Origin of the sequence: Arthrobacter sp. StoSoilA2 (assembly GCF_019977195.1) — a bacterium.
Lineage (GTDB): Bacteria > Actinomycetota > Actinomycetes > Actinomycetales > Micrococcaceae > Arthrobacter.
On the sequence record NZ_AP024643.1, the window covers coordinates 437,387 to 460,492 of the forward strand.

A 23,106-nucleotide genomic window follows, 5' to 3' on the forward strand; every position below is an offset into this window, starting at 1 on the left:
TTTTACTTCCGCCACCGGAGGCCCCGCAATGACCGACACCCAAATCAGTAGTTTCCTCAGTGACTGTGTGGTGTTTGACGACGACACCGAGCAGGGTCTGGATTTCGACACCCTCTACGGCCTCTACATCAGTTGGTGCGTCCTCGGACGCAAAGTGCCCATTCCCGATTCCGCTTTCAGGACCGCCCTTGAACTTGAAGGCTTGCGCGCCAGGAAGAATCATGGCCAGCGCATCTACTCCGGCCTGAACATGGTGGGTCCCGCAGCCAGGGACTACGTGATGAACAGTGTCCCCGTCTGGAGTGAAACCGACACCAGCGCCCCCGAATTCAGCCAAATAAATGAGGACTCGGTTCCCTCATTGAGGTAACCCCCTGAGTTCCGGGTTAGTTGTTCAGCTGATGCCCTTAGGATGCCTTCCCAGGGGCATCAGCTGTATGCCGATTCGGAAGAGGGTAGTAATTTGAGGCCATCCATCGTCTGGTTCCGCGACGACCTGAGGGTCAGGGACAACCCCGCCTTGCGTGCCGCCGTCGATGATGGCGCGGCGGTGGCACTCTACGTCCTGGACGAAGAATCGCCCGGCATCCGGCCGCACGGCGGTGCCGCACGCTGGTGGCTCCACCACTCGTTGGCCGCGCTGAAGGACAATCTCGCGGCGCTCGGAATACCGCTGTTGTTGCGTCGGGGACCGGCTGCCGCGGTTGTTCAGGAGATCACGACGGCGGTCGGCGCCGGCGCGCTGTTCTGGAACCGCCGGTACGGCCCCGCTGAGCGGATGGTGGACGCCGGGATCAAGACGTGGGCTCGTGAGGCCGGCATGCATGTGGAGAGTTTTCAAGCGTCCCTGCTTCATGAGCCGTGGGAAGTCACCACCAAGACCGGCGGGCAGTACAAGGTTTTCACTCCTTTTTGGCGGACCGTTTCAGCGCAGGACTTCCGGGACCCGTTGGCTGTGCCGGCGTCCGGCCACGGCTACGCGGGCGAACTGACAGGCTGTGATTCGTTGGAATCGTGGCACCTGTTGCCTACCAACCCTGACTGGTCCACAGGGTTGGGGGAGGCATGGACGCCGGGATCTGCTGCCGGACACCAGCGGCTTAGGCAATTCGTGGCGGACGGACTCGCAAATTACAGCGAAGGCCGTAATCGACCGGACGTCGATGGCAGCAGTTGTCTTTCGCCATACCTGCGTTGGGGTGAGCTCAGCCCGTTCGAGGTGTGGCATGCCCTGGCTTCCAATAGCTCGGAAAGCAGAGGTATTTTCGCCTCCGAACTCGGCTGGCGTGAGTTCTGTTGGCACCAGTACTTCCATAACCCGGACCTGGCCACAGCGAACCTGCGCAAAGAGTTCGACCACTTCCCGTGGGCTTGGCCGGATGGCGATGGCTCCCGCCCCGCGAATGCTCAAGAAGGTCACGAGTCTGCAGCAGAGGAGCTTCGGGCCTGGCAGCAGGGCCGCACGGGTTTCCCCTTGGTGGACGCCGGGCAGCGGCAACTCTGGCAGACAGGGTGGATGCACAACCGGGTGAGGATGGTCGCGGCCAGCTTCCTGGTGAAGAACCTGGGCATACATTGGCAACTCGGCGAGCAGTGGTTCTGGGACACCTTGGTGGACGCTGACCCGGCATCCAACCCTGCGAATTGGCAGTGGGTGGCGGGCTCAGGGGCGGACGCTTCGCCGTTTTTCAGGATCTTCAATCCGCAGGCGCAACGCACCAAATTCGATCCCCAGGGCAAGTACATAGCCCGCTGGATCGAGGAGTTCGGCACACCGGATTACCCGGAGGAAATCGTGGATCTCAAGACCACCCGGCAGGATGCGCTGGACGCCTACAAGGGACTCAAAGAGGTGCACTAGCTACTGTGCGCTGTTGGACAGGGTCCGAAAAACCGCCTCTGGAAATTAGTAGGAAGTCCGAGTATATTCGGTTCAGAGATGACCTGGCTCACAGTCGCTGAGGCGTTCCTGCCGATTACTGGAACCAGCCGCACGGCAGTCATTCACGATGCAAAGGAGCATTCCACCATGGTGCGCGAGCTTTCACACTACGTAGACGGCCAGAGGATCGACGGCACGTCCGGACGGTTCAGCGATGTCTTCGATCCCTGCACGGGCGAAGTGCAGGCGCGGCTTCCGCTGGCCAGCGCGGACGAGGTCCGCAACGCGATTGCAAATGCCGAGAAGGGCCAGCTCGAATGGGCGGCGATGAACCCGCAACGCCGGGGACGCATCCTGCTGAAGTTTGTTGACTTGGTCAACGAGAACATTGACGAGCTCGCAAAGCTCCTGTCCTCCGAACACGGCAAAACGTTCGCCGACGCCAAGGGAGACATCCAGCGCGGCATCGAGGTAGTCGAATTCTCCGCAGGGGCGCCGCACCTGCTCAAGGGCGAGTTCTCGGACAACGCGGGGCAGGGCATTGACGTGCACTCTCTGCGCCAACCGCTTGGCGTGGTTGCCGGTATTACGCCGTTCAACTTCCCAGCCATGATCCCCCTCTGGAAGTCGGGCCCCGCGCTCGCAGCCGGCAACGCTTTCATCCTCAAGCCCTCCGAACGGGATCCCTCCGTTCCGTTGCGGCTTGCCGAGCTGTACAGCGAAGCCGGTGTTCCCAACGGCGTTTTCAACGTGATCAACGGTGATAAAGAAGCCGTCGACGCCCTGCTTGAGGATCCGCGCGTCAAGGCCATTGGCTTCGTTGGTTCCACGCCGATCGCCCAGTACATCTACGCCACCGCGGCTGCGCACGGCAAGCGCGCACAATGCTTCGGCGGGGCAAAGAACCACATGGTGATCATGCCCGACGCAGACCTGGACATGGCCGCCGACGCCCTGATTGGCGCGGGCTACGGTTCCGCCGGTGAACGTTGCATGGCGATTTCCGTTGCGGTTCCCGTTGGCCAGCAGACTGCCGATGCCCTGGTGGCCAAGCTGACCGAGCGCGTCAAACACCTCAAAGTCGGCCACAGCCTGGACAAGGACTCGGACTTCGGGCCTGTGGTTGCTGCCTCCGCGAAGGAAAGAATCGAAGGCTACATCCAGTCCGGCGTTGACGAAGGCGCAACCCTGGTCACCGATGGCCGTGGACTCACAGTGGAAGGCTACGACGGCGGCTTCTGGGTTGGTCCCACGCTCTTCGACAACGTCACCAAGGACATGAAGATCTACAAGGAAGAGATCTTCGGCCCCGTCCTCAGCGTGCTGCGCGCGGCTGACTACGACGAAGCGCTAAGGCTCTGCAGTGAGCACGAGTTTGGCAACGGCGTCGCAATTTTCACCCGCGACGGCGACTCCGCCCGCGACTTCGCCAGCCGCGTCGAAGTGGGCATGGTGGGCATCAACGTCCCCATTCCTGTACCGATCGCGTACTACACCTTCGGCGGCTGGAAGGCATCCGGTTTCGGCGACCTCAACCAGCACGGCGCCGACGCCTTCCGCTTCTACACCAAGACCAAGACGGTGACGTCGCGGTGGCCTTCCGGCATTCGACAGGGCGCCAGCTTCATCATGCCGGCAGGTAGCTGATGGGGGCTTTGGACACAGACGAAGTTCTCTTTGAGCGCCGCGGCCATCTTGGCATCGTAACGCTCAACCGGCCCCGGGCAGTCAACGCCCTCAGCGCGGGAATGGTGAAAGCCATGCTCCAGCAGTTGGCTGCCTGGGCTGACGACGACGCCGTAGCAACCGTCCTGGTGCGCGGCGCTGGCGACCGCGGGCTATGCGCCGGCGGAGACATTGTTGCCATCTACAAGGACATGCTGCACGGCGGAACGGAAACGGCGGAGTTCTGGGCCGACGAGTACCGGCTGAACTCGCTCATTGCCCGTTACCCCAAGCCCTATGTCGCCTTCATGGACGGGTTGGTGCTGGGCGGCGGCGTGGGGGTTTCGGCGCACGGCTCGGTGCGCATTGTTACTGAGCGGACGCGCACCGGCATGCCCGAGACCACCATTGGATTCGTACCCGACGTCGGCGGCACCTTTTTGTTGTCGCGCTCGCCGGGGGAGACGGGAACCCACGCCGCGCTGACGGGCGCCCACCTCTCCGGGGCCGATGCCTTGTTCCTCGGCCTCGCGGATCACTTTATGCCGTCCGAAAACCTCGCCGCGCTGGCAGAGGCGCTGGAGAGCTCGACGGCGGAGGCCGCCGTCGGGCGTTTTGCCCAAGCGGCGCCGGACTCGGCCATCGCTGGCCAGCGGGAGTGGATCGATGCCGCCTATGCCCATGATGATGCGGAGGAGATCGTACGGAGTTTGCGCTCGCTGGGGGAGTCTTCGCCCGAGGCAGCTTCTGCGGCCGACACCATTGAGGCGAAGTCGCCCACATCTGTGAAGGTCACTTTGGCATCCTTGCGGCGTGTTCCGGGGATGTCGCTGGAGGAAGCGCTGGACCAGGAATACCGGGTGGGACTGCGCTGCCTGGCCGGGCCTGATTTCCGGGAGGGGATCCGTGCACAGGTAGTGGACAAGGACCGGAACCCGCAGTGGAAGCCTCCCACTTTGGCTGAGGTGCGCGAGTCCGACGTCGAGGGCTACTTTGCGCCGCTCGGCGACCGCGAGCTGGGGCTCGCCGCCTTGGGCGCTGACGCCACATGACCGCCGGGTTGTGCAGCCCGCATGTCCAGCCAGTTTGTTAGCCAGTTGAAGGAGACGACATGACAGAGAACGCAGCATCGGCAACGGGACTCATAGCTTTCCTCGGACTTGGCCATATGGGCGGGCCCATGGCGGCCAACCTGATCAAAGCCGGACACGATGTGATCGGTTATGACCCTGTGCCGGCCGCCGTCGAGGCCGCCAAAGCCCACGGAATTCCCATGGCATCCACGGCGCACGAAGCCGTGGACGGCGCGGCCGTGGTGTTGACAATGTTGCCCAGCGGCAAGCACGTGTTGGATGCGTATCGCGGGGTTGACGGGCCCGGGCTGCTGTCAGTAGCCGCGCCGGATACCTTGTTCCTGGATTGTTCCACCATCAACGTTGACGAGGCCCGGGAGGCGGCCGTCATTGCCGTTGACGCAGGCCACCGTTCCGTGGATGCGCCGGTTTCCGGTGGCGTGGTGGGTGCCGAGGCCGGCACCCTGACTTTCATGGTGGGCGCTTTGCCTGAAGATTTTGAGACCGTCAAACCCATCCTGGAACTCATGGGCAAGAGGATCGTGCATTGCGGAGACCACGGTGCAGGGCAAGCAGCCAAGGTCTGCAACAACATGATCCTGGGCGTTTCCATGATTGCCGTGGCAGAGGCCTTCGTACTCGGGGAGAAACTTGGACTCACGCACCAGGCACTGTTCGACGTCGCTTCCAACGCCTCCGGACAGTGCTGGGCCCTGACCACCAACTGTCCTGTTCCCGGTCCTGTCCCCACCAGCCCCGCCAACCGCGACTACCAGCCCGGTTTTGCGGGGGCACTGATGGCCAAGGATCTTCGGCTGGCCGTCAATGCGTTGGAAAGCACTGGAGTTGCAGCGGAAATGGGACCGTTGGCATCCCGGATCTACGATGCCTACGCCGCGGGCGAGGGTGCCGGACGTGACTTCTCAGGCATCATCACGGACATACGCGACAAGTCTGTGTGAGAGATTCTGTACATGACGACGTTGAGTGAGAGGGAGAGCATGACGGAGCAGTACGGGAACATCCTGGTGGAACGTCGGGGCCGCGTGGGCTTGGTGACGTTGAACCGGCCGGAAGCGTTGAATGCGCTGAATACAGCACTCATGAACGAACTTGTGGACGCAGTCACCGCAATGGACACCGATCCTGGCATCGGCGCCGTGGTCATCACGGGATCCGCCAAGGCGTTCGCGGCAGGCGCCGACATTAAGGAGATGTCCTCCAAGAGCTACATGGAAATGTATGCGGCGGACTGGTTCCGCCGCTGGGAGGACCTCACGCGGCTCCGGATCCCCGTCATTGCTGCCGTCTCCGGCTTTGCCCTGGGTGGTGGCTGCGAACTGGCGATGATGGCGGACTTCATCATTGCCGGGGACAACGCCAAGTTCGGCCAACCGGAAATCAACCTGGGTGTCATCCCCGGCATGGGCGGCTCCCAGCGGCTCACCCGTGCCGTTGGGAAGGCCAAGGCGATGGACATGGTCCTGACAGGCCGTTTCATGGACGCCGAGGAAGCTGAACGCTCAGGCCTTGTGTCCAGGATTGTCCCCGCAGCTGAAGTCATTGACGAGGCTGTGAAAGCCGCCGAGGTCATCGCTTCCAAGTCCAAGCCCGCGGCCATGGTGGCCAAGGAAGCCGTCAATGCCGCCTTTGAAATGGGTCTGGCCCAGGGAGTGCTCTTCGAACGGCGGGTGTTCCACTCGCTGTTCGCCACCGAGGACCAGAAGGAGGGCATGGCCGCATTCAGCGAGAAGCGGGAGCCGGAGTTCAAGCACCTTTAGGAGTTTCTTTACGTTGCGGGGCCTGCTCTGCGCTTCAAATCCGACGCGAAGCGCGCAGAGTGAGCCCCGCAACGCAGTTATGGCATGCGCGAGGATAGACTCTTTGGCACCGACAAATGGGGAGAGAACATGTCAACGGAGATCGTTCAAACCGGCCAAACGGAAGCATCCGTCCAACCGATCAACCGCCAAGCCATCGTGGCAGCAGCGATGGCAGTGCTGGCCCTCGTGGGTCTGTTCTTCGCCGGGATGGCCGTCATCGCGGTCTTCGTTGTGGGCGCAGGCCACGTCGCCCTCAACCAGATCCAGCAACGTGGAGAACGCGGACGGCCCTTCGCGATTGCAGCCTTGGTTGTCGGTTACGGTATTGCCGCCCTGGCCCTCGTGTCGGCTCTCATCTTTTCGTTTTCGGTGACCCGCCAGTAGGACGCAGGTCACCATACTTTCCTCGTCACGATCCCGCCCCGGAGCGGTCCTATATAAGGACAAACAGGGCGATGACTGAGGAACGAAAATGACGTGGCAATTCTGCGATAACCACCACTGCCCGGACAGCTGGCACTGGACCGACCTGGACGACATCGCTGTGGCGTGCTCCTACGCGCGCGATCAGGTTGAGCAGGAGGGGGCTGTGGTCTCATATTTCGCCCTCAGCTCTGCGTTCGCATCCCACATTCACTAACTCTTTTCGCGCCACGCCACTGCAGTTGCCATCTCTTACATAGGGACAGCCACTTGTTGCTCTCTAAGCAGGGACGGATGACGGGGCGCCTGACGGGACAAGGGCGGCGTCAAAGAACGCGAGCTCCAAACGCACAGCCTCGCGGAACGTCTCCGTAACGCGGTCGCGAACTTCCGGATCTACAGGCTCGACGGCGTTGAACTCCTCCCGTAGCCACGTCACCCAGGCGTTGTACTCGGGATTATTGTGGAGGCGGATCCACTCCGAGTGCTTTGGCGCGGCTGGCCGCAGTTCAGGATCTCGGGCCCGCGCGGCCCAGTCCCCGTAAAGCCACTCGGCAACAAGGAGGACAGCCAGGATGTCCGGATAGGAGCGGGTAGCCAGGGCGCTGCGCATGAGTGAATCAAAGTCCCGGGTCACGGCTCCCAAAACAGGCCCGACCCGGTCAGCGTCCGCAACGTCCAGTTCATCGAAGCAGTCCTGGAAGTACGTGTTCTCGTCCGATGCGAATGCTCCCAGGACCCGCGCGAACACCAACCGTGAGGACAACGATGGAGCAGACGCCACAGCCTGCCCGAGGAGCGCTATGAAGGCATCGCAGAACTGGTAGTCCTGCACAAGGTAGCGCCGAAGGTCGTCGTCGGAAAGACTCCCGCCGAGCAACTGATCCACAAACGGATGGTTGATTGCGGCGTCCCAATTGTTGATGCAGTCCTTCTTGAGTTCTTCGGCAAAGCCCACGTGTTTCCTCCTGAAGTGTCAGGACTGCACGCTAGCAGCCGACGGTGGTGGTTACGGCTGAATGACGCGGCGCGACAGGCGTCGCCCACACGGCTCAAAGGCCAGAGGGGGTAGTGCTCCAATTCTTAGCGTCTGCCCATAATCCGATTCCTAAGCCATGGCTCGCTTCCAAAAGGGGTACCGGGCGCTCATGTAGCCTTGGCGGAAAGATGCCGTTCAGGCGGAAGGTCTGCGACAGGTCTTCAAGGGGGAAATATGATCGCAAACGGTTTCAAGCGTGTCGCACGGCGGAGTGCCATGGCTGCGCTTCTCGTGATCGGTTTGGCAAGCAGCGGCGGTGTCCCGGCGACGGCGGCAGGCGCCCAACCGCTCCACCATATTGATATGGACGGAGTTGTGTCCATGGTGGGAATGCCGTTCGTGGGATCAGAGCTGAGGATGGGTGCGCCGGGGGAATTCTCGGGCTGCGACAAGACCGGGGCAGCGCCGGATGGTTACACGATTGAATGGCTGAGCAACGGCACACCCCTTCCGGCGGAACGCCAAGTGGAACCCCTAAAAATTCTGCCGGAAGACCGCGGGAACCGCCTCTCCTTCAACGTCTACGCGACGACTCCGGAGAAGCAACAGTGCGGCGACTCCCTAAGGGGCGATGAGAACACGCTGCTGCACAGCAAGGAGACAGAGCCCATTGCGGCGTCCAACCGGGCCATGGGCTGGACCGGGCGGGGAAACTTCGAGCTGTTGGGCCGTACGGACACCGGGGAACTGGTCCTGTATCCCCGGACCTACACTTACACCCTCGGATCGTGCGACGCCGGAGTGTGCCCCAGCTACGAAACGTCGCACTGGGACCAGCCCAGGCTCGTGGGCACCGGATGGAACATCTTCAACATCGTTTTCTCACCTGGCGATTTCGATGGGGACGGCAACAACGACATCCTTGCTCGCGACGCGGAGGGAGACCTCTACCAATACCCGGGCGATGGACACGGAGGCTGGCTGGACAGATCTGTCGTCGGTACGGGCTGGAACATGTTCGACACGTTCGTGGGTCCGGGTGACTTTGACGGGGACGGCAACAACGATGTCCTCGCCCGCGATGCACGGGGCGATCTCCACTTGTACCCCGGCGACGGTGAAGGCGGCTGGAAGCAGGCGGTCGTTGTGGGCACCGGCTGGCAGGTCTTCGACAAGATCATTGCCTCCGGCGACCTAAGCGGCGACGGTGCCGTAGACATCCTCGGACGTGACCACGCCGGCTACATGCACCACTACAGATCAGACGGCCAAGGAGGCTGGCAAGGGGCTAATACCTGGGGTCCCGGCTGGGAGGTCATGTCGGAAATCATCGGCGCCGGCAGCTTCACCCACAACCTGGGCGAGGCAATACATTGGGGGCACACGGTGACACGGAACGACACCATCGCCATCAACCCGGACGGAGACCTGCTCAAGTACACCGGCTTCGTTCCCACCGCCGAAACCATCGGCACCGGCTGGGACATCTTCCGCTCCTTGATCTAATAGCCCACTCGAAAGGGATGCCCGAGAGAAATGGCTCGCCGTCCTAACCGTCATCCCGAGCCCGCACCCGTCCGGTAATTAGTCCGGTCAGCAAGCCCATCAGTATGGGGAAGGTGGTCCCGGGAGCCCATGAAGCCGTGTCGGAAACGGGCGCCTTCGGACAGCACGACGCCGGCCGGACAGTCAGACTGACCATCCGGCCGGCGTCGTTATTTCCTGGGCGGTGTGCCGCCCCTCAGCAGACTATCCGGCTCCTTTCCGCGTGCATCGGGTCCGGCCAGTTGCCGACCAAGTCGGGCCAAAAGCCGATACGTTGGCTGGCGGATGCCTTTGCGTGATTGCGGACAGGGACCTGGATTTTGCGAAGCATGGGTGCCTCCTGACTGATGTCTTATGCCTGCGTCGGTTGGCGCAGGTGGTGGTGCCTGCCAAAGCAGGAGCCACCGCATCAGTCAGGTCGGGACCCGGGATCGAACGAGGGTTGTGGTGATGCCGTTCGCTGCGGGTCCGTCACTGGACCGGCTCTCGGAGGCGGCAGCGGTGCGAGGACCTCCGGGATGTCGGACGCCCCGGGGGCCGACGTGTTTGAGCCACCCGCTCCCGATGCGCCTGCGGTGCTTGGCGCCGGTACCGGATAAAGCGGTGCGCCGGGAACCGGGCTGCCGGGTGCGAGCATCGCGGCGGGCGGAACCCCTGCTGGATCAAAGGTCGGTATGGGCTGCGGGAGGCTCGGGCCTCCGAGCACGGGCGCCGCTGCCTGCGTGGTTTGGAGTACGACGGCGAGTGGCAGCGTTGGAGCGCCTGACGGTGAGATTGGGGCGTCCGGGGAGGTCGATACCTCAGGCGGGGTTACGCCGTCGAGCGGGTTCGGTGTGGTCGCTGGCGTTGGAGGAAACAGAGGGTCGGCAAGCCCGGGCAAGTCCGGCACATCGGGTAAGCCAGGCACTTCCGGCAGCACGGGCACCGCGGGCACGGGAAGTACGTCTGAAACTTCGGGCAGGAGCTCCAGGACTCCCTCCACCACAGGAAGTTTCTGTACCTCGGGAAGCTGGCCGACGACCGGAACCTGGGGGGCACCTAGTACTTGGGGGACGGTTACCGTCGGGAGCGCGGGAGCCGTGGGAGCCTCAGGCAGCGCGGGAGCCTCAGACAGCACGGGAGCTGCGGAAGCCTCGGCCAGCGGATCAAGATCGGGAGCCGCTGGGTCCACAGAATCGGCCAACGATGTGACCGAGGGCGCCTGCAGAGTCTGCGTTAGCGGCGTGGTGCTGCTCGGTAGCGGAGGTATGACGGGAAGGATATCCGCGGCGGCTGCTGAAGGGCCTGTCAACCACAGCATCCATGCAGACGAGGCAAGCATGGCAAGGAGGAAAGGGCGCAGAAGTATGCTGCGGCGTTGTCCCGGGTTCTTGGCCAAACGCTCCACCCCCCACTGCGGCAATGGAGCTTTAGGATACGCCCGGCGGCGCATCCGGGTACAGAAGGTGGCAGCTGGTAATCCATGTGGCCGTGGAAATTGCAGTTCAAAATCGCGTTATTGCCGTTCCGTTTCGGGAACTTCGAGCGGACGATGGTCTTGGATGACCCTTCTTCGGTGAAATGAGGCAACGATGAGAACCAGGCCTGCCCGGCTGAAGTACGTCGCCGGCTTCAACATAGACACGGTGGCCGCGGCGGCGGGTGAGGATCCAAACACTCTGCGCCTGGAGAATCTTGATACCGACCTTCTTCCGCCTCCGTTGGCGATCGAAGCTACCCGCGCGGCCGTTGGCCTGGACTCGGCCAACTCATACCTCCCTTTCACGGGCCAGTTGGCCGCCAAAGAGGCAGTGGCGGCCCATGTGGCGTCCCGCAGCGGCGTCAAGTACGATCCGGAAACCGAAATCATCCTGACTGCCAGCGACGGAGACTGCCTTCTGGACGCACTGCTGGCCCTGACCGACCCTGGCGATGAAATAGTGCTCACTGACCCCACGTACGCGGGCATGCTCAACAGGGTTTATCTGGCAGGAGGCGTGCCGCGGTTGGTGGCGATGACAGCCGGGGATGGAACCTGGCGGTTGGACATCGATGCGTTGGAAGCGGCAGTCACACCCGGAACGAGGGCCGTCTTCCTCCAGAATCCGTCGTTTCCCGCCGGCTACAGGCTCAATGACGAGGAATGGCAGGCCATTACCAGGCTATGCGTGGAGAAGGACCTGTGGCTGATCTATTGGTCGTTTATGGAGGGAGTCGTCTACGACGGTTTGCCGGTTGTGAGCCCGGTGTCCTATCCGGGGATGCGGGACCGCACCGTCATTGTTGGCACACCCTCGATCGAGCAGCGGATGATCGGCTGGAGGATCGGGTGGATCGTCGCCCCCGCCGCGGTGATACCGGACCTCGCGATGGTTCACATCTACAACGGCATCACCCCCGGAGGCATCGCCCAAGCCGGGCTGATAGCTGCCCTGGGCGGGGCCGATGACGGACTGGCTCAATGCATTGAAGAGTGGCAACGCCGGCGTGATGCCCTTACCGCATCCCTGGAAGGCTTTGCCATGATCCCGGCTGCCGGAGGTTGGTCGCAGATCCTGGACACCACGGAGCATGGGGTGAATCCATCGGACCTTTCCCGAGTGCTTTTAGGGCATGGTGTAGCCGCCACTGCCATGACTGGCTGGGGCGGCGACGTAGCTGGCCGTCATCTGCGTCTTGTTTTTAGCAACGAACCTGTTGAACGGATCGAACTTCTCGGTGACCGTTTCAGGGCGGCGGTGCGTGGGGCGGGCGGACGCATCCCGTAGAACGCCGGGCGTCAGTTGATGGACGTGGGACCGGAGGGGCTGAATCCGGACCCCCTGGGTTTCACTCAGCTGGCATGAAGAGCGCCGAAAGGATCACTCCTCTGTAAAGTCCCCGGCATCCCTGCGGAAGGTCCCCAGGACGCGGATAAGGTGATCGACGTCGTCGGCCCCGAAGCCTGACTTGCCGAAAACCTCGGAATTGAGTGCCGCCGTCGCCTTCTTGGCGAGGGTGCGGCCCTCGGCAGTGAGCTCGATCAGGGTGGTGCGGCCGTCGGTGGGGTGCGGGGAGCGGGCCACCAGGCCGGCCTTTTCGAGACGGTCGACGGCGTTGGTCACCGAGGTGGGGTGCACCTGCAGCAGCGCGCTCGCCTTGTTCATGGGGAGTGCGCCGCTGCGGGCGAAACTCAGCAGCGCGAGGAGTTCGTAGCGTGCGAAGGTCAGGCCGAACGGTTTGAGGACCGTCTCGATGCGTGCAAGCAGGATCTGCTGGGTGCGCATGATCGCGGTGATGGCTGCCATGGGCGCGGCGACATCGCCCCAACCGTGCCGTTCCCAGTTGCGTTGGGCGTCGGCGATGGGGTCGCGGGGGAGTGGGGTGCCCATGGGCCTCCTTCGTTGCTCGGGTGGCTAGTCTTTCAGATTCGGGAACTCTTCCTCGGTGTATTCCAGGCCGAGGCCTGCCGGCAACGGTCCGCTTCCGTGCCGCGCCACTTCCGTGCCGCGAAGTTCCACACGCCTGATCTTGCCTGAAATGGTCTTGGGCAGTTCGCCGAATTCGAGACGCCGTATCCGTTTGAAGGGCGCCAGGTGCTCGCGACAGTATCGCAGGATGTCCTCGGCAACGGCGGGTCCGGGTTCGTAGCCGGCGGCGAGCACCACAAACGCTTTCGGCACCGACAGCTTCACCGGGTCAGGCGAAGGTACGACGGCGGCCTCCGCCACGGCGGGGTGTTCGATCAGTACGCTTTCGAGTTCGAAGGGGGACAAGCGGTAGTCGGAGGATTTGAAGACGTCGTCGTCCCGGCCCACATAGGTGATGACCCCGTCGGCGTCCCGGCTGGCCATATCGCCGGTGTGGTAGTAGCCGTCGCGGAACGCTTCTGCTGTTTTCGCTTCGTCACCGAAGTAGCTTTTCATGAGCCCCACGGGCCGGGGGTCCAAGCGCAGGCAGAGTTCGCCGTCGTCGGCTTCCTTGCCGGTGAGCGGATCGACCAGGACGACGTCGTATCCGGGCAGCGGCCGGCCCATGGAACCGATCTTCACCGGCTGTGCCGGCGTGTTCGCGATCTGGACGGTGGATTCGGTCTGGCCGAAACCGTCGCGGATGGTGACGCCCCACGCTTCCTCCACCTGGCCGATGACTTCCGCATTCAGCGGTTCGCCGGCGGACACCACCTTCCGGGGCGGCGAGGCCAGCTGAGTGAGGTCCGCCTGGATGAGCATGCGCCAGACGGTGGGCGGCGCGCAGAAGCTCGTGACTCCTTCGCGGCCCATTTGGTCCATGAGGGCGGCCGCATTGAAGCGTTCGTAGTTGTAGATGAAGACACAGGCCTCGGCGATCCAGGGTGTGAAGACGTTGGACCAGGCGTGCTTGGCCCAGCCGGGGGAGGCGACATTGAGGTGCACGTCGCCGGGTTCAAGGCCGATCCAGTACATCGTGGAAAGGTGGCCCACGGGGTAGGAGGTGTGGGTGTGCTCCACGAGCTTGGCCCTCGAAGTGGTGCCGGACGTGAAGTAGAGGAGCAGTGTCTCGTCCGCTTTGGTGGGGGCGTCGGGCGTGAAGTCCGTGCCGGCGTCGTACGAATCCGCGTACTGCAGCGCCTGGTCGTTGGCGTGGTCCGCGCCGACCTCGATGAGCGTGTAATCGCCCGCCACGTCCGCGAACTTCCCAATGTTGGCGCTACCCACGGCCACCCAGTTGGCCCCGCCCCGTTCTACGCGGTCTTGGAGATCCCGGGCGCCCATGAGGGTGGTGGTGGGGATCATGACGATGCCCAGCTTGATGCCGGCAAGCATGAGCTCCCAAAGCTCCACCTGGTTGCCAAGCATGATGATCATGTGGTCCCCGCGTTTGACGCCCTCGCTGCGCAGCCACTTGGCGAGTTGGGAGGACCGTCGCGAAAGGTCCGCAAATGTGCGACGTGTGGAACTGCCGTCCTGCTCCACGATGACCAGTGCCGGTTTGTTTCCCCGTTCCGGATCCGCAGCGATCTGGTCGAACCAATCGAGGGCGAAGTTGAATTCGTCAAAACGTGGCCATTCGAATTCCCTGTGGGCCTGCCTGTAATCCTCGCGCAGTTCCAGCAGCCGGTCACGGGCCGCACGGAAGTCTTCTGTGACTGTCATAGTCCGCCTTTCGCTGGGGGATTAGTGCCTCGGCGCCGTCGCCGGAGCACCCCGCCTAGTGGTCCACATCACCTTGCAATATACTAGGACATCCAAGGGTTTGGAAGAGCCTGCGTTGGACATGACGAAGGGGTCAAATGCTCGACGAAAAAGCAGCTGCCGGCACCGTTACCAGCGGCGAACCGACACGGAAAGTCCTCCCTCCTTATCCGGAGGCGGACCTGATGCATGTAGTGGACCTGCTTCCTGCGGGGGAGCAGGAGCGGTACGCGGAGGTGCGGGAGTTCCTCCAAACGCGGATCCGCGCTGCCAGCATCGAATATTGGAACCGCGAAGAGTTCCCGTTCGGGCTCCTGGCCGAGATGGCAAAATACGGGCTCGGCGGGCTGCAGACCGACGGCTCCTCCAAACTGTTCAAGGGCCTCATGTACACCGAGATTGCCCGGGCAGACGTGTCGCTGTCCGCGCTCGTGGGGATCCATAACGAACTCATCGTCGGCATGATCCATGAACTCGGCTCTCCCGAACAAAAGCGGAAGTGGCTGCCCGGGCTGGAAGCCTTCACACAGTTGGGCGCCTTCGCCCTCACGGAACCGGACCACGGTTCGGACATCGCCGGAGGACTCTCGACGACGGCGCGGCGCGACGGCGGCGAATGGGTCATCAACGGTGCCAAGCGCTGGATCGGAGCGGGGACAATCGCCGACTTCGCCTTGGTGTGGGCCCGTGACGTGTCTGATCACCAGATCAAGGGCTTCATTGTGGAGACGGACCGGCCAGGATACTCGGCCACCAAGATCACCAACAAGATCGGCCTCCGCATCATGCAGAATGCGGACATCACGCTGGACGACGTCCGGATTCCTGCGGATAACCTGCTGCCCGGCGCCACGGCATTCTCCCGGGCCAATGATCTGCTGCGGGACTCGCGGGCCTGGGTGGGGTGGCAGGCTGCGGGCATCCAATTGGCGGCCTTCGATATTGCCAGGTCCTACGCCCTGGAACGTAAGCAGTTCGGCAAGGAATTGGCCCGGTTCCAGCTCATCCAGCAGCAACTCGCGGACATTTTGGGCAACGCCAATGCCTCCCTGTCCTTGATGGTGGAACTGGCCCGCATCCAGCAGGCGGGGAAGCTGGAAATGGTGCAGGCCGCGATGTGCAAGGCGACCACAACGCGTTTGGCGCGCTCGTCCGTGGCTATGGGCCGGTCCCTGATGGGTGGGAACGGCATCACCACGGATTACGAGATGGGAAAGCTCTTCGGCGACGCCGAAATCCTGTACACCTACGAGGGCAGCTACGAGATCAACTCCATGATCGTGGCCAGGGCCGTCACGGGAAAGTCGGCGTTCGTCTAGAACGACACTGAGGGCATCTCTTCGCTCGTGGAACGCAAGCGAAGAGATGCCCTCATTGTCAGACTGCTATCAACTTTGGGTTAGGACCTGGACAGGTTCGGGGGAATTTGGCTCGGCGGAGTTTGGCTCGGCGGAGTTTGGCTGCGCGGAGGCTGGTTCGGGAGAGGGGGCCGCAGCGGCGTGCTCGGCCAAAACCCCTGTCCGATGCCTGATACGGAGGCGGTAAAGGAGCGTTCCGCCGATGATCACCGCAGCAACGAACATGACGCCGCCCCACTGCAGGTACCACTCGAAGGGCGGTACTGAGTTGTAGATCTCCGGCCGTGGCCAGATCAGGTTCACCGTCATCGCGCCGCCCCAGAGCACTGCCAGGATGTTCACGGGCAGGCCCCATTTGCCTAGGCTGAATCCCGGTTCTGATCCGTCGTCCTTCAGGGGCCACTTCTTAAGGAACCGGCGCCGCAGCATCGGAACGGTGACCAGCAGGTAGGAGAGGTAGATCAGGACGATGCTGATGCTGGAAAGAATGGTGAAGATGGCCGGCTGGGAGATGTTGACGATCAGCGGGATCACTGCCACTGCACCGATGACGATGGCGGCCACTGTGGGGGTTTTCCGCGTGGGGTGCACTTTGCTGAGCTGGCGGCTGAAGGGAAGGTTGTTGTCCCTGGCCATGGCGAACATCATGCGGATAGCTGCTGCATGCACGGCCAGTGTGCAGACCACTACGGCCACCACGATGCAAACCAGGAAGGCCTTGCCGAAGGGGCCTCCCAGCACCGAAAGAACGATGTACTGGAGTCCGCCATCTGCAGCTCCCAGCTTGGGATCGGACAGATCCGGCGCAGCCAGGATTCCGCCAAGGAGGAGCAGGCCTCCCAAGAGGAAGGACGCCGTAACGGCACGCAGGATAGCCTTGGGAGCCGTGCGCTTGGGGTCCTTGGTTTCCTCGCCCAGGGAGCTTGCGGTGTCGAACCCGTACATGACGTAGCCGGAGGCCATGGCGGCAATCATGAACACCCCGAAGAAGCCCAGGGGATGTTCTTCGCCGAATCCGGCAGTATCCAGGAGGACTTCCGGTCCCCGTACTGAGTGCCAAATCAGCGCCGCGATCAGCAGGACGGCCGCAACCAGCTCTACGAATACGCCCACGCTGTTGATCATGGTCATGAGTTTCACGCCGAAAGCGTTGATGAGTGTGGAAATGCCGATCATGATGCTGGCAAGGATGACCCCGTTGACGGCGAAGTCGTAAGGCCCGGTTCCATCGCCCACAAGCTGGAAGCCGCTCCAGATCTGCGGCAGGGTAATTTGAAGGGCCAAGGCAACTGATCCCAGCGCCATGATCGAGGAAAGCAGGAGCAACCAGCCCGCCAGCCAGGCCCATGTTCCGCTTGAGAGCCGTTTGGCCCAGTTGTAGACAGATCCAGCCACCGGGTAGCGGCCGGCCAGTTCCGCAAAGCACAGTGCCACCATCAGCTGGCCGACGAAGACGATGGGCCATGACCACGCATAGGCAGGCCCGGCCGTGGAAAAGCCGAAGTAAAAGAGTTGAAAAACGCCGGTGAGGATGGAGATGTAGCTGACGCCGGCGGCGAAGCTGGCGAACTTACCGATGCTGCGGTCAAGGGTTTGCGCGTAGCCAAACTCGTCCATGCCGCTTGCATCGCTCTTGCAGGGTCCTAATTTGCTGGGTTCTGACATTCGAACTCCTAACTCAGACGTGCACCGAATGGTGATGACCTGCGGCCGCCATTGGTCGCAGTCGAAATCAATAGGCCGGGCACCACTATGTGCCTCCGGCTGTTCCCCCATGGTTGTAACGGGGCTGGTTGGGCCTTCGATGTGGTCGAAGTCCAGGCCTGCCCGCCAAGCCGCAACCGTATAGGTGTGGCGTGGGTCATAAAAAGAGGTTAGTTCAGATTGAACAGGCGTTCAAGACTTGTCTATGAACAAATGTTCAAGATAATGCGGGCGCCCATTCAAGGCGTAAGTGCTCGCGGCGCCGAAACGTGGGCATGGAAAACGCCGGTGGGAGCGCTGAACGCACCCTCCACCGGTGCTTTCACTGGCAATCGCGTCTCAGGCGGGGGTCAAGCTGAAGTCCGCCTCCGCCGTCGTAGATTCAACCGTCCGGCTGGCTTTGATGAGGTCCGCGCAGCGCTCCCCGATCATCATGACGGTGATGTTGGGGTTGACGGTGACGTGTTCCGGCATGACGGAGGCGTCGGCAACCCGCAGGCCTGTAACGCCCTTGACCCGCAACTCGGGGTCCAGCGGTGACATGTCATCGTCCACGGGACCCATCCGGACAGTACCGACCGGGTGGTACACCGTGTTGTGCGTTTTGCGGATGTAGTCCTGCAGTTCCTCGTCCGTCTGTGCCTCGATGCCAGGGGAGAGCTCCCGGCCGGCCCATTCAGCCATGGCAGGCTGCGCAGCGATTTCCCGTGCCTTGCGGATGCCGGCAACCATGACCCGCATGTCGTGGCCCTCCGGATCCGTGAAGTAACGGGGGTCGACCATCGGCTTGTCGCGGAAGTCCCGGCTGCGCAGCCGGACGGTTCCGCGGGAACGGGCGTGGGTGACGTTCGGGGTGAGGCTGAAGCCATTTTCCGTGGTGGGGTAGCCGTGCCGAAGGGTGTTCATGTCGAACGGAACAGAGCCGTAATGCATCATCAGGTCCGGACGATCCAAGCCCTCTTCAGTGGGGGTGAAGATGCCAATCTCCCACCACTGGGTGGAGGTCTGCACCATGGGCTGCTTGGCCTCGAACTGCACCACGCCTTCCGGGTGGTCCTGGAGGTGCTCGCCGACGCCGGGGGAATCGACCACCACGTCGATGCCGTGTGCGGCCAGATGCGCGGCCGGGCCGATGCCGGACAGCATGAGGAGCTTGGGCGAGTCGATGGCTCCGGTTGAGAGGATCACCTCGCGATGCGCTGTGAGCCGGTGGGTCCGGCCGAAAGCCGAGTCAACGACGTCGACGCCGGTGCAGCGCTTGTCCGCGTCGAACACCAGTTGGCGCGCCCGCAGGCCGGTCAGCAGCGTGAAGTTTTCACGTTCGATGATGGGGTGGATGTAGGAGACGGAGCTGGAGGAACGCGTCCCGTCCGCACGGCGGTTGATCTGGAAGAAATTTGCCCCGTTGATCACAGTGCTGCCGTCATTGAACTTAGCGCGGGGGATGCCGGCCTGCTCGCAGGCATCAAGGAGCGCGACGCCGGTGGGATCCGCCGGGGGAACGTTCATCAGGTGCACGGGCCCCGAGTCGCCATGGTGGGGAGCGTCCGGGCCCGCATCCTCATTGGTTTCCAGCCGCTGGTACAACGGCCAGGCGGCCGCAGCGTTCCAGCCGGTGGCCCCGTACTTTGACTCCCACTCGTCCAGGTCTTCGCGCGGGGCCCAGAAAGCGATGCAGGAGTTGTGGCTGGAGCAGCCGCCCATGACCTTGGCGCGGGCGTGGCGCATGAAGGAGTTGCCGTTCTCCTGCGGTTCCACCGGGTAGTCCCAGTCATATCCCGACTCCAGCAGTTCCATCCAGCGGTCAAGCTGCAGAATCTCGGGGAGGCCGCGGTCATCCGGACCGGCTTCAACAAGTGCCACGGAAACGGAAGGATCCTCGCTCAGGCGTGCGGCTACAGCGGCCCCGGCCGAGCCGCCGCCAATGACGACGTAGTCGAACCCCTGGTCCTTGAGGTTCTCGATGTTCTCGGTGTGCATCTATTTCTCCTTGCTGCGGTCAGCGAACCAGCCGGTTACCTGCGGGTTGGTGTTCTGGTAGATGTGCTTTGCTTCCTGGTATTCAGCGAGGCCGGTGGGACCGAGCTCGCGGCCGACGCCGGACTGGCCGAAGCCGCCCCATTCGGCCTGCGGAAGGTAAGGGTGGTAGTCGTTGATCCAAACGGTGCCGTGCCGCAGACGGCCTGCTACCCGCTGCGCCTTGCCGGCGTCCTGGGTCCAGACGGCGCCGGCCAGTCCGTAAATGGTGTCGTTCGCGGTGGCTACGGCTTCGTCTTCGGTGCGGAAGGTCTCCACGGTCACAACCGGGCCGAACGCTTCGTCAACAACAACCGACATTCCCCGTTGGACGCGGTCCAGGATGGTCGGCTGGTAGTAGAAACCGGCGTCGTACTTCTCCCCTTCAGGCGCCGCACCGCCACAACGCAACCGCGCGCCTTCTTCAATGCCGCGCTGGACGTACTCGTGGACCTTGTCGCGGTGCTCTGCAGAGATGAGTGGTCCGGTTTCGGCGTCATCGTCGAAGGGGCCGCCGAGGCGGATGTCCTTTGCCCTGCGGACCAGCTCGTCGACGAAGCGCTCGGCGATGGATTCCTCCACAACCAACCGCGCCCCCGCAGAGCAGACCTGGCCTGAGTGCACAAACGCGCCATTCAACGCATTGTCGACGGCGGCGTCGAAGTCCGCGTCGGCAAACACGACGTTGGGGTTCTTGCCGCCAAGTTCCAGGGCGACCTTCTTGACGGTTCCGGCGGCCGCAGCTGCGATACGTTTGCCGGTTTCCAGGCCGCCGGTAAAGGAGACCAGGTCAATGTCGGGGTGTTCTGAAAGGGGTGCGCCCGCTTTGGCTCCGGGGCCTGTCAGGAGGTTGGCGACGCCGTCGGGCAGGCCAAGGTCCTTAAGCAACTGCATGGCAAGGATTGCCGTGGAAGGAGTCAGCTCGGCGGGCTTGAGGACGAAGGTGCAGCCAGCGGCCAACGCGGGAGCGATCTTCCATGCAGCCTGCAGCAGCGGGTAGTTCCACGGCGTGATCAAGCCGCAGACACCAACGGGCTCGTAGACGATTTTGCTGACGACGGCGTTGTCCCCAGCATCGACTATGCGGCCTGCCGACTGCCCGGCGAGCCTTCCGAAATATTCGAAGCAGGCAGCGATGTCATCGATGTCGATACGGCTTTCGATGATCCGCTTGCCCGTGTCCAGCGATTCAGCGCGGGCGAACTTCTCCCGGCGTTCGCGCAGTTCCGCCGCGACCTTCAGCAGAAATGCACCGCGATCGGGCGCCGGAACAGAGGACCAGACGCCGGAGTCAAAGGCTGCACGGGCTGCCGAGATGGCGCGCTCAGCATCTTCGCGGCCCGCCTCGGAGACCGTGGCGACCAGTTCGCCGTCGGCCGGGTTGTGGATCTGGCGCACGGCGCCGGACGCGGCCGGCTCCCACGCGCCGTTGATGAAAAGAGTGGATGCGGAATCGGAGAATGTGGCTTGGGTCATACGATGCAGATTAGTTCATCTTGAACATCTGTTCAAGAGTAGATATGAACAAATGTTCAAGATTTCGGGCTGCGCGTTCGCGTGGTGAGGGGGTGGTGTGGTTGCTATTCCGGGGGACAACGACGGCGCCCCTACCGTTGCCGGGAGGAGTGCCGTCGTGGTCCGGAAGCTATTCGCAGTATTCGATTCTTGGCTCTCCGGCACACGTTAAGCCGAAAGCGCGCAGCGGAATCAGCTGTCCCCGGCCCGTGCCGCCCTCTTCAACTCAGCGATCCTCAGCCGTAGGAAGATGACGGCCAAGACCAGGGCGTACACGGCCAGGGCGGCCACCGCGATCATGAAGACCGCGTACAGGATGCCCATAATTCCGAAGGCTGGACTTAAATTCATTGCTACCCCCAATAGTCGTTGAGCCCCCATGCTACGCAAACCACGAGCGATTTCCGTGCACCAGTGGTACTCGTACGGCGTCTGTCAGCCAAGCTCGGCTCGGCGAGCCTCGGCTCCGTACTCTGACCACCCGCCTGGGTAGAGGCGGCCGCGACCAAATCCTGCATACTCGAGAGCGAGAAGGTTGTGGCATGCCGTGACGCCTGATCCGCAGTAGGAGATGACGGCAGTCGCATCTTCGATCCCAACCTTCGCAAACGCTCGTCGGACCTCGGTGATCGGGCGCAGGCGTCCGTCAGGGTCTAGGTTCCCACGGCATGGGACGTTCACGGCGCCGGGGATGTGTCCGGCTTGGGGATCGGTGGGCAGTTGGAGGCTTCCGTCGAAGCGGTCGGCGTTTCGAGCGTCGACGATGATCCCGGCAGCCCCTGCCTTAATGTCCTCAAGCTGGGCGAGATGCTCCTTCGGCCACGGAGACGGCGTGAAAGTCGCGGGCGTCGGCTTGGCGGGCGTCGTCTCCAGCGCTTCTGTCCACGCGGCAATCCCGCCGTCGAGCAGCGCCGCCCGATGCCCGAGGGCGCGTAGCATCCATACGAGCCGTGCTGCGATGACTCCTCCCGCATCGTCATAGGCGACGACGGTGGTGGAGTCGCCGATTCCCAGGGAAGACATTCCCTGCGCGAACACTTCAGGGTCGGGAAGAGGGTTCAGGCCGCGTGGTCCCGAACTGCCCGACAGCCATGAATCCAGGTCCACGAACAGCGCGCCTGGAAGGTGCCCGCCGTCGTACGCTGCACGACCCGACGCGCCGTCGAGGTACCACCGAACATCAGCGGTGACAACGTTGGTTCGGTGTGCCTTGAGCCATGCGGCATCAACAAAGGGCGGAAGGTCCTCTTGGGTTGTCCGGCTATCGTCCATACAGTGCAGGCTAAAGGACGCGTCCATTATTCGAGCAAAAACGTCCCATTATATGGACGCTTGCCTAGGGGCCCGCGACCGTCGCCGCAGAATCCCCTCTACCTGTGTTCAACCATCGTTACCCCGCGAAGGGGCGAAAGCGATCTGCTCCGTGCGGGCAATACCTCGCTCGATAGCAGCCTTGTCTATGCCCAGGAGCGTGGTGAGCCACATGCCGTTTTGCACGACGACGATGTCTGCCGCGCGCTCCCTGCACTCATCAGCAGAAAGCCCGGGTCTGGCATTCCCTATGAGTGTGGCAAGCCCGACCAGATACCGGTCAAAAGCCGCCGCGTTGATCCGTGCAAAGTCCTCGTCAGCCTGGGCGAGGGCCCAGAGGTGGAGGCGGAGGGACAGGTACGGCGTAGTCAGGAGATCAGGGTCCGCAACGCGCCGAAGTGACTCCCGGAGTTGCTCCTCAGGGGTTGATGCCGGCTCCGGCTCCACGAGCATGAGGTCGTGCTCTTCGATCCGGTGCAGAACCGCGCGGATCAGGCTCGACTTGTCCTCGTAGTAGTAGTTCACGAGCCCAAGCGCCACGCCTGCTTCACGCGCCACGGCTCGCATATTGATGCCCGAAATGCCGTGGCGGGACAGGAGTTCCAGGGCCGCTTCGAGGATGCGTGTCTGCCTGTCAACCTGTTCGCTGGACTTTACGGTGCTTGTACCCATTCGGCCAG

Annotated in this window: 21 protein-coding genes; 11 read left to right on the forward strand and 10 right to left on the reverse strand. The window is 62.9% G+C overall.

The features are described from left to right. Nucleotides 1-28 precede the first annotated feature (28 nt). From LDN82_RS02155 to LDN82_RS02190, 8 genes are all read left to right on the forward strand, one after another. Nucleotides 29-370: a hypothetical protein gene (locus LDN82_RS02155; protein WP_224166195.1), complete on the forward strand. Its 342-nt coding sequence runs from the start codon at nucleotides 29-31 to the stop codon at nucleotides 368-370. Nucleotides 371-463: 93 nt separating this feature from the next. Next, nucleotides 464-1,861 carry a deoxyribodipyrimidine photo-lyase gene (locus LDN82_RS02160; protein WP_224166196.1) on the forward strand — a complete coding sequence of 466 codons (1,398 nt, stop codon included), beginning with the start codon at nucleotides 464-466 and terminating at the stop codon, nucleotides 1,859-1,861. A 168-nt stretch (nucleotides 1,862-2,029) separates the two neighbouring features. Further along, nucleotides 2,030-3,529, forward strand: coding sequence for a CoA-acylating methylmalonate-semialdehyde dehydrogenase (locus LDN82_RS02165; RefSeq protein WP_224167443.1), 1,500 nt, complete (start codon nucleotides 2,030-2,032; stop codon nucleotides 3,527-3,529). Continuing rightward, nucleotides 3,529-4,599, forward strand: a complete 1,071-nt coding sequence (locus LDN82_RS02170) for an enoyl-CoA hydratase/isomerase family protein (protein WP_224166197.1) — start codon at nucleotides 3,529-3,531, stop codon at nucleotides 4,597-4,599. The genes LDN82_RS02165 and LDN82_RS02170 overlap by 1 nt, the downstream gene beginning before the upstream one ends. 59 nt (nucleotides 4,600-4,658) lie before the next feature. Then, nucleotides 4,659-5,582: a 3-hydroxyisobutyrate dehydrogenase gene (mmsB, locus tag LDN82_RS02175; RefSeq protein ID WP_224166198.1), complete on the forward strand. Its 924-nt coding sequence runs from the start codon at nucleotides 4,659-4,661 to the stop codon at nucleotides 5,580-5,582. Nucleotides 5,583-5,621: 39 nt separating this feature from the next. Further along, nucleotides 5,622-6,401, forward strand: coding sequence for an enoyl-CoA hydratase (locus tag LDN82_RS02180; protein WP_224166199.1), 780 nt, complete (start codon nucleotides 5,622-5,624; stop codon nucleotides 6,399-6,401). Between the two features lie 129 nt (nucleotides 6,402-6,530). Next, nucleotides 6,531-6,827, forward strand: coding sequence for a DUF4190 domain-containing protein (locus LDN82_RS02185; protein WP_224095062.1), 297 nt, complete (start codon nucleotides 6,531-6,533; stop codon nucleotides 6,825-6,827). Between the two features lie 88 nt (nucleotides 6,828-6,915). Continuing rightward, nucleotides 6,916-7,083 (forward strand): hypothetical protein, encoded by a 168-nt coding sequence (locus LDN82_RS02190; protein WP_224166200.1) that lies wholly within the window; start codon nucleotides 6,916-6,918, stop codon nucleotides 7,081-7,083. A gap of 63 nt (nucleotides 7,084-7,146) precedes the next feature. Here LDN82_RS02190 and LDN82_RS02195 read toward each other — a convergent pair whose 3' ends face one another. Then, nucleotides 7,147-7,824, reverse strand: coding sequence for a TenA family protein (locus LDN82_RS02195; protein WP_224166201.1), 678 nt, complete (start codon nucleotides 7,822-7,824; stop codon nucleotides 7,147-7,149). 255 nt (nucleotides 7,825-8,079) lie between these two features. Here LDN82_RS02195 and LDN82_RS02200 point away from each other — a divergent pair, with 255 nt between their 5' ends. Then, the gene (locus tag LDN82_RS02200) at nucleotides 8,080-9,351 is read left to right on the forward strand and encodes an FG-GAP-like repeat-containing protein (protein ID WP_224095068.1); all 1,272 of its coding nucleotides are present in this window, start codon (nucleotides 8,080-8,082) and stop codon (nucleotides 9,349-9,351) included. 448 nt (nucleotides 9,352-9,799) lie between these two features. On the opposite strand, the gene LDN82_RS02205 is transcribed toward LDN82_RS02200, so the two are convergent. Next, nucleotides 9,800-10,681, reverse strand: a complete 882-nt coding sequence (locus LDN82_RS02205) for a hypothetical protein (RefSeq protein ID WP_224166202.1) — start codon at nucleotides 10,679-10,681, stop codon at nucleotides 9,800-9,802. A gap of 280 nt (nucleotides 10,682-10,961) precedes the next feature. Between LDN82_RS02205 and LDN82_RS02210 the strand changes: the two genes are divergently transcribed. Further along, nucleotides 10,962-12,137 (forward strand): pyridoxal phosphate-dependent aminotransferase, encoded by a 1,176-nt coding sequence (locus LDN82_RS02210; RefSeq protein ID WP_224095072.1) that lies wholly within the window; start codon nucleotides 10,962-10,964, stop codon nucleotides 12,135-12,137. A 93-nt stretch (nucleotides 12,138-12,230) separates the two neighbouring features. Here LDN82_RS02210 and LDN82_RS02215 read toward each other — a convergent pair whose 3' ends face one another. Continuing rightward, nucleotides 12,231-12,740, reverse strand: coding sequence for a MarR family transcriptional regulator (locus LDN82_RS02215; protein WP_224095074.1), 510 nt, complete (start codon nucleotides 12,738-12,740; stop codon nucleotides 12,231-12,233). A 24-nt stretch (nucleotides 12,741-12,764) separates the two neighbouring features. Next, complete coding sequence (locus tag LDN82_RS02220) at nucleotides 12,765-14,483, reverse strand: AMP-binding protein (protein WP_224095076.1); 1,719 nt, start codon at nucleotides 14,481-14,483, stop codon at nucleotides 12,765-12,767. A gap of 137 nt (nucleotides 14,484-14,620) precedes the next feature. Here LDN82_RS02220 and LDN82_RS02225 point away from each other — a divergent pair, with 137 nt between their 5' ends. Continuing rightward, entirely contained in the window at nucleotides 14,621-15,841 is a 1,221-nt protein-coding gene (locus tag LDN82_RS02225) for an acyl-CoA dehydrogenase family protein (protein WP_224166203.1), read from the forward strand. A 69-nt stretch (nucleotides 15,842-15,910) separates the two neighbouring features. Here LDN82_RS02225 and LDN82_RS02230 read toward each other — a convergent pair whose 3' ends face one another. From LDN82_RS02230 to LDN82_RS02255, 6 genes are all read right to left on the reverse strand, one after another. After that, a complete protein-coding gene (locus LDN82_RS02230) occupies nucleotides 15,911-17,545 on the reverse strand; it encodes an APC family permease (RefSeq protein WP_224166204.1) in 1,635 nt (544 codons plus the stop codon). 378 nt (nucleotides 17,546-17,923) lie between these two features. Continuing rightward, nucleotides 17,924-19,564 carry a GMC oxidoreductase gene (locus LDN82_RS02235; protein WP_224166205.1) on the reverse strand — a complete coding sequence of 547 codons (1,641 nt, stop codon included), beginning with the start codon at nucleotides 19,562-19,564 and terminating at the stop codon, nucleotides 17,924-17,926. Further along, nucleotides 19,565-21,076, reverse strand: coding sequence for an aldehyde dehydrogenase family protein (locus tag LDN82_RS02240; RefSeq protein WP_224166206.1), 1,512 nt, complete (start codon nucleotides 21,074-21,076; stop codon nucleotides 19,565-19,567). Between the two features lie 231 nt (nucleotides 21,077-21,307). Continuing rightward, nucleotides 21,308-21,466: a hypothetical protein gene (locus LDN82_RS02245; protein ID WP_224095081.1), complete on the reverse strand. Its 159-nt coding sequence runs from the start codon at nucleotides 21,464-21,466 to the stop codon at nucleotides 21,308-21,310. A gap of 84 nt (nucleotides 21,467-21,550) precedes the next feature. Then, on the reverse strand, nucleotides 21,551-22,387 hold the full coding sequence (locus LDN82_RS02250; RefSeq protein WP_224095082.1) for a sulfurtransferase: 837 nt from the start codon (nucleotides 22,385-22,387) through the stop codon (nucleotides 21,551-21,553). Between the two features lie 108 nt (nucleotides 22,388-22,495). Then, complete coding sequence (locus tag LDN82_RS02255) at nucleotides 22,496-23,098, reverse strand: TetR/AcrR family transcriptional regulator (RefSeq protein ID WP_224095083.1); 603 nt, start codon at nucleotides 23,096-23,098, stop codon at nucleotides 22,496-22,498. Between the last annotated feature and the right edge of the window lie 8 nt (nucleotides 23,099-23,106).

Coding starts and splice junctions, on each gene's coding strand:
- LDN82_RS02155 (WP_224166195.1), top strand. CDS start 29: ATGACCGACACCCAAATCAGTAGTTTCCTCAGTGACTGTGTGGTGTTT.
- LDN82_RS02165 (WP_224167443.1), top strand. CDS start 2,030: ATGGTGCGCGAGCTTTCACACTACGTAGACGGCCAGAGGATCGACGGC.
- LDN82_RS02170 (WP_224166197.1), top strand. CDS start 3,529: ATGGGGGCTTTGGACACAGACGAAGTTCTCTTTGAGCGCCGCGGCCAT.
- mmsB (WP_224166198.1), top strand. CDS start 4,659: ATGACAGAGAACGCAGCATCGGCAACGGGACTCATAGCTTTCCTCGGA.
- LDN82_RS02180 (WP_224166199.1), top strand. CDS start 5,622: ATGACGGAGCAGTACGGGAACATCCTGGTGGAACGTCGGGGCCGCGTG.
- LDN82_RS02185 (WP_224095062.1), top strand. CDS start 6,531: ATGTCAACGGAGATCGTTCAAACCGGCCAAACGGAAGCATCCGTCCAA.
- LDN82_RS02190 (WP_224166200.1), top strand. CDS start 6,916: ATGACGTGGCAATTCTGCGATAACCACCACTGCCCGGACAGCTGGCAC.
- LDN82_RS02200 (WP_224095068.1), top strand. CDS start 8,080: ATGATCGCAAACGGTTTCAAGCGTGTCGCACGGCGGAGTGCCATGGCT.
- LDN82_RS02210 (WP_224095072.1), top strand. CDS start 10,962: ATGAGAACCAGGCCTGCCCGGCTGAAGTACGTCGCCGGCTTCAACATA.
- LDN82_RS02215 (WP_224095074.1), bottom strand. CDS start 12,740: ATGGGCACCCCACTCCCCCGCGACCCCATCGCCGACGCCCAACGCAAC.
- LDN82_RS02220 (WP_224095076.1), bottom strand. CDS start 14,483: ATGACAGTCACAGAAGACTTCCGTGCGGCCCGTGACCGGCTGCTGGAA.
- LDN82_RS02225 (WP_224166203.1), top strand. CDS start 14,621: ATGCTCGACGAAAAAGCAGCTGCCGGCACCGTTACCAGCGGCGAACCG.
- LDN82_RS02230 (WP_224166204.1), bottom strand. CDS start 17,545: ATGTCAGAACCCAGCAAATTAGGACCCTGCAAGAGCGATGCAAGCGGC.
- LDN82_RS02235 (WP_224166205.1), bottom strand. CDS start 19,564: ATGCACACCGAGAACATCGAGAACCTCAAGGACCAGGGGTTCGACTAC.
- LDN82_RS02240 (WP_224166206.1), bottom strand. CDS start 21,076: ATGACCCAAGCCACATTCTCCGATTCCGCATCCACTCTTTTCATCAAC.
- LDN82_RS02245 (WP_224095081.1), bottom strand. CDS start 21,466: ATGAATTTAAGTCCAGCCTTCGGAATTATGGGCATCCTGTACGCGGTC.
- LDN82_RS02250 (WP_224095082.1), bottom strand. CDS start 22,387: ATGGACGATAGCCGGACAACCCAAGAGGACCTTCCGCCCTTTGTTGAT.
- LDN82_RS02255 (WP_224095083.1), bottom strand. CDS start 23,098: ATGGGTACAAGCACCGTAAAGTCCAGCGAACAGGTTGACAGGCAGACA.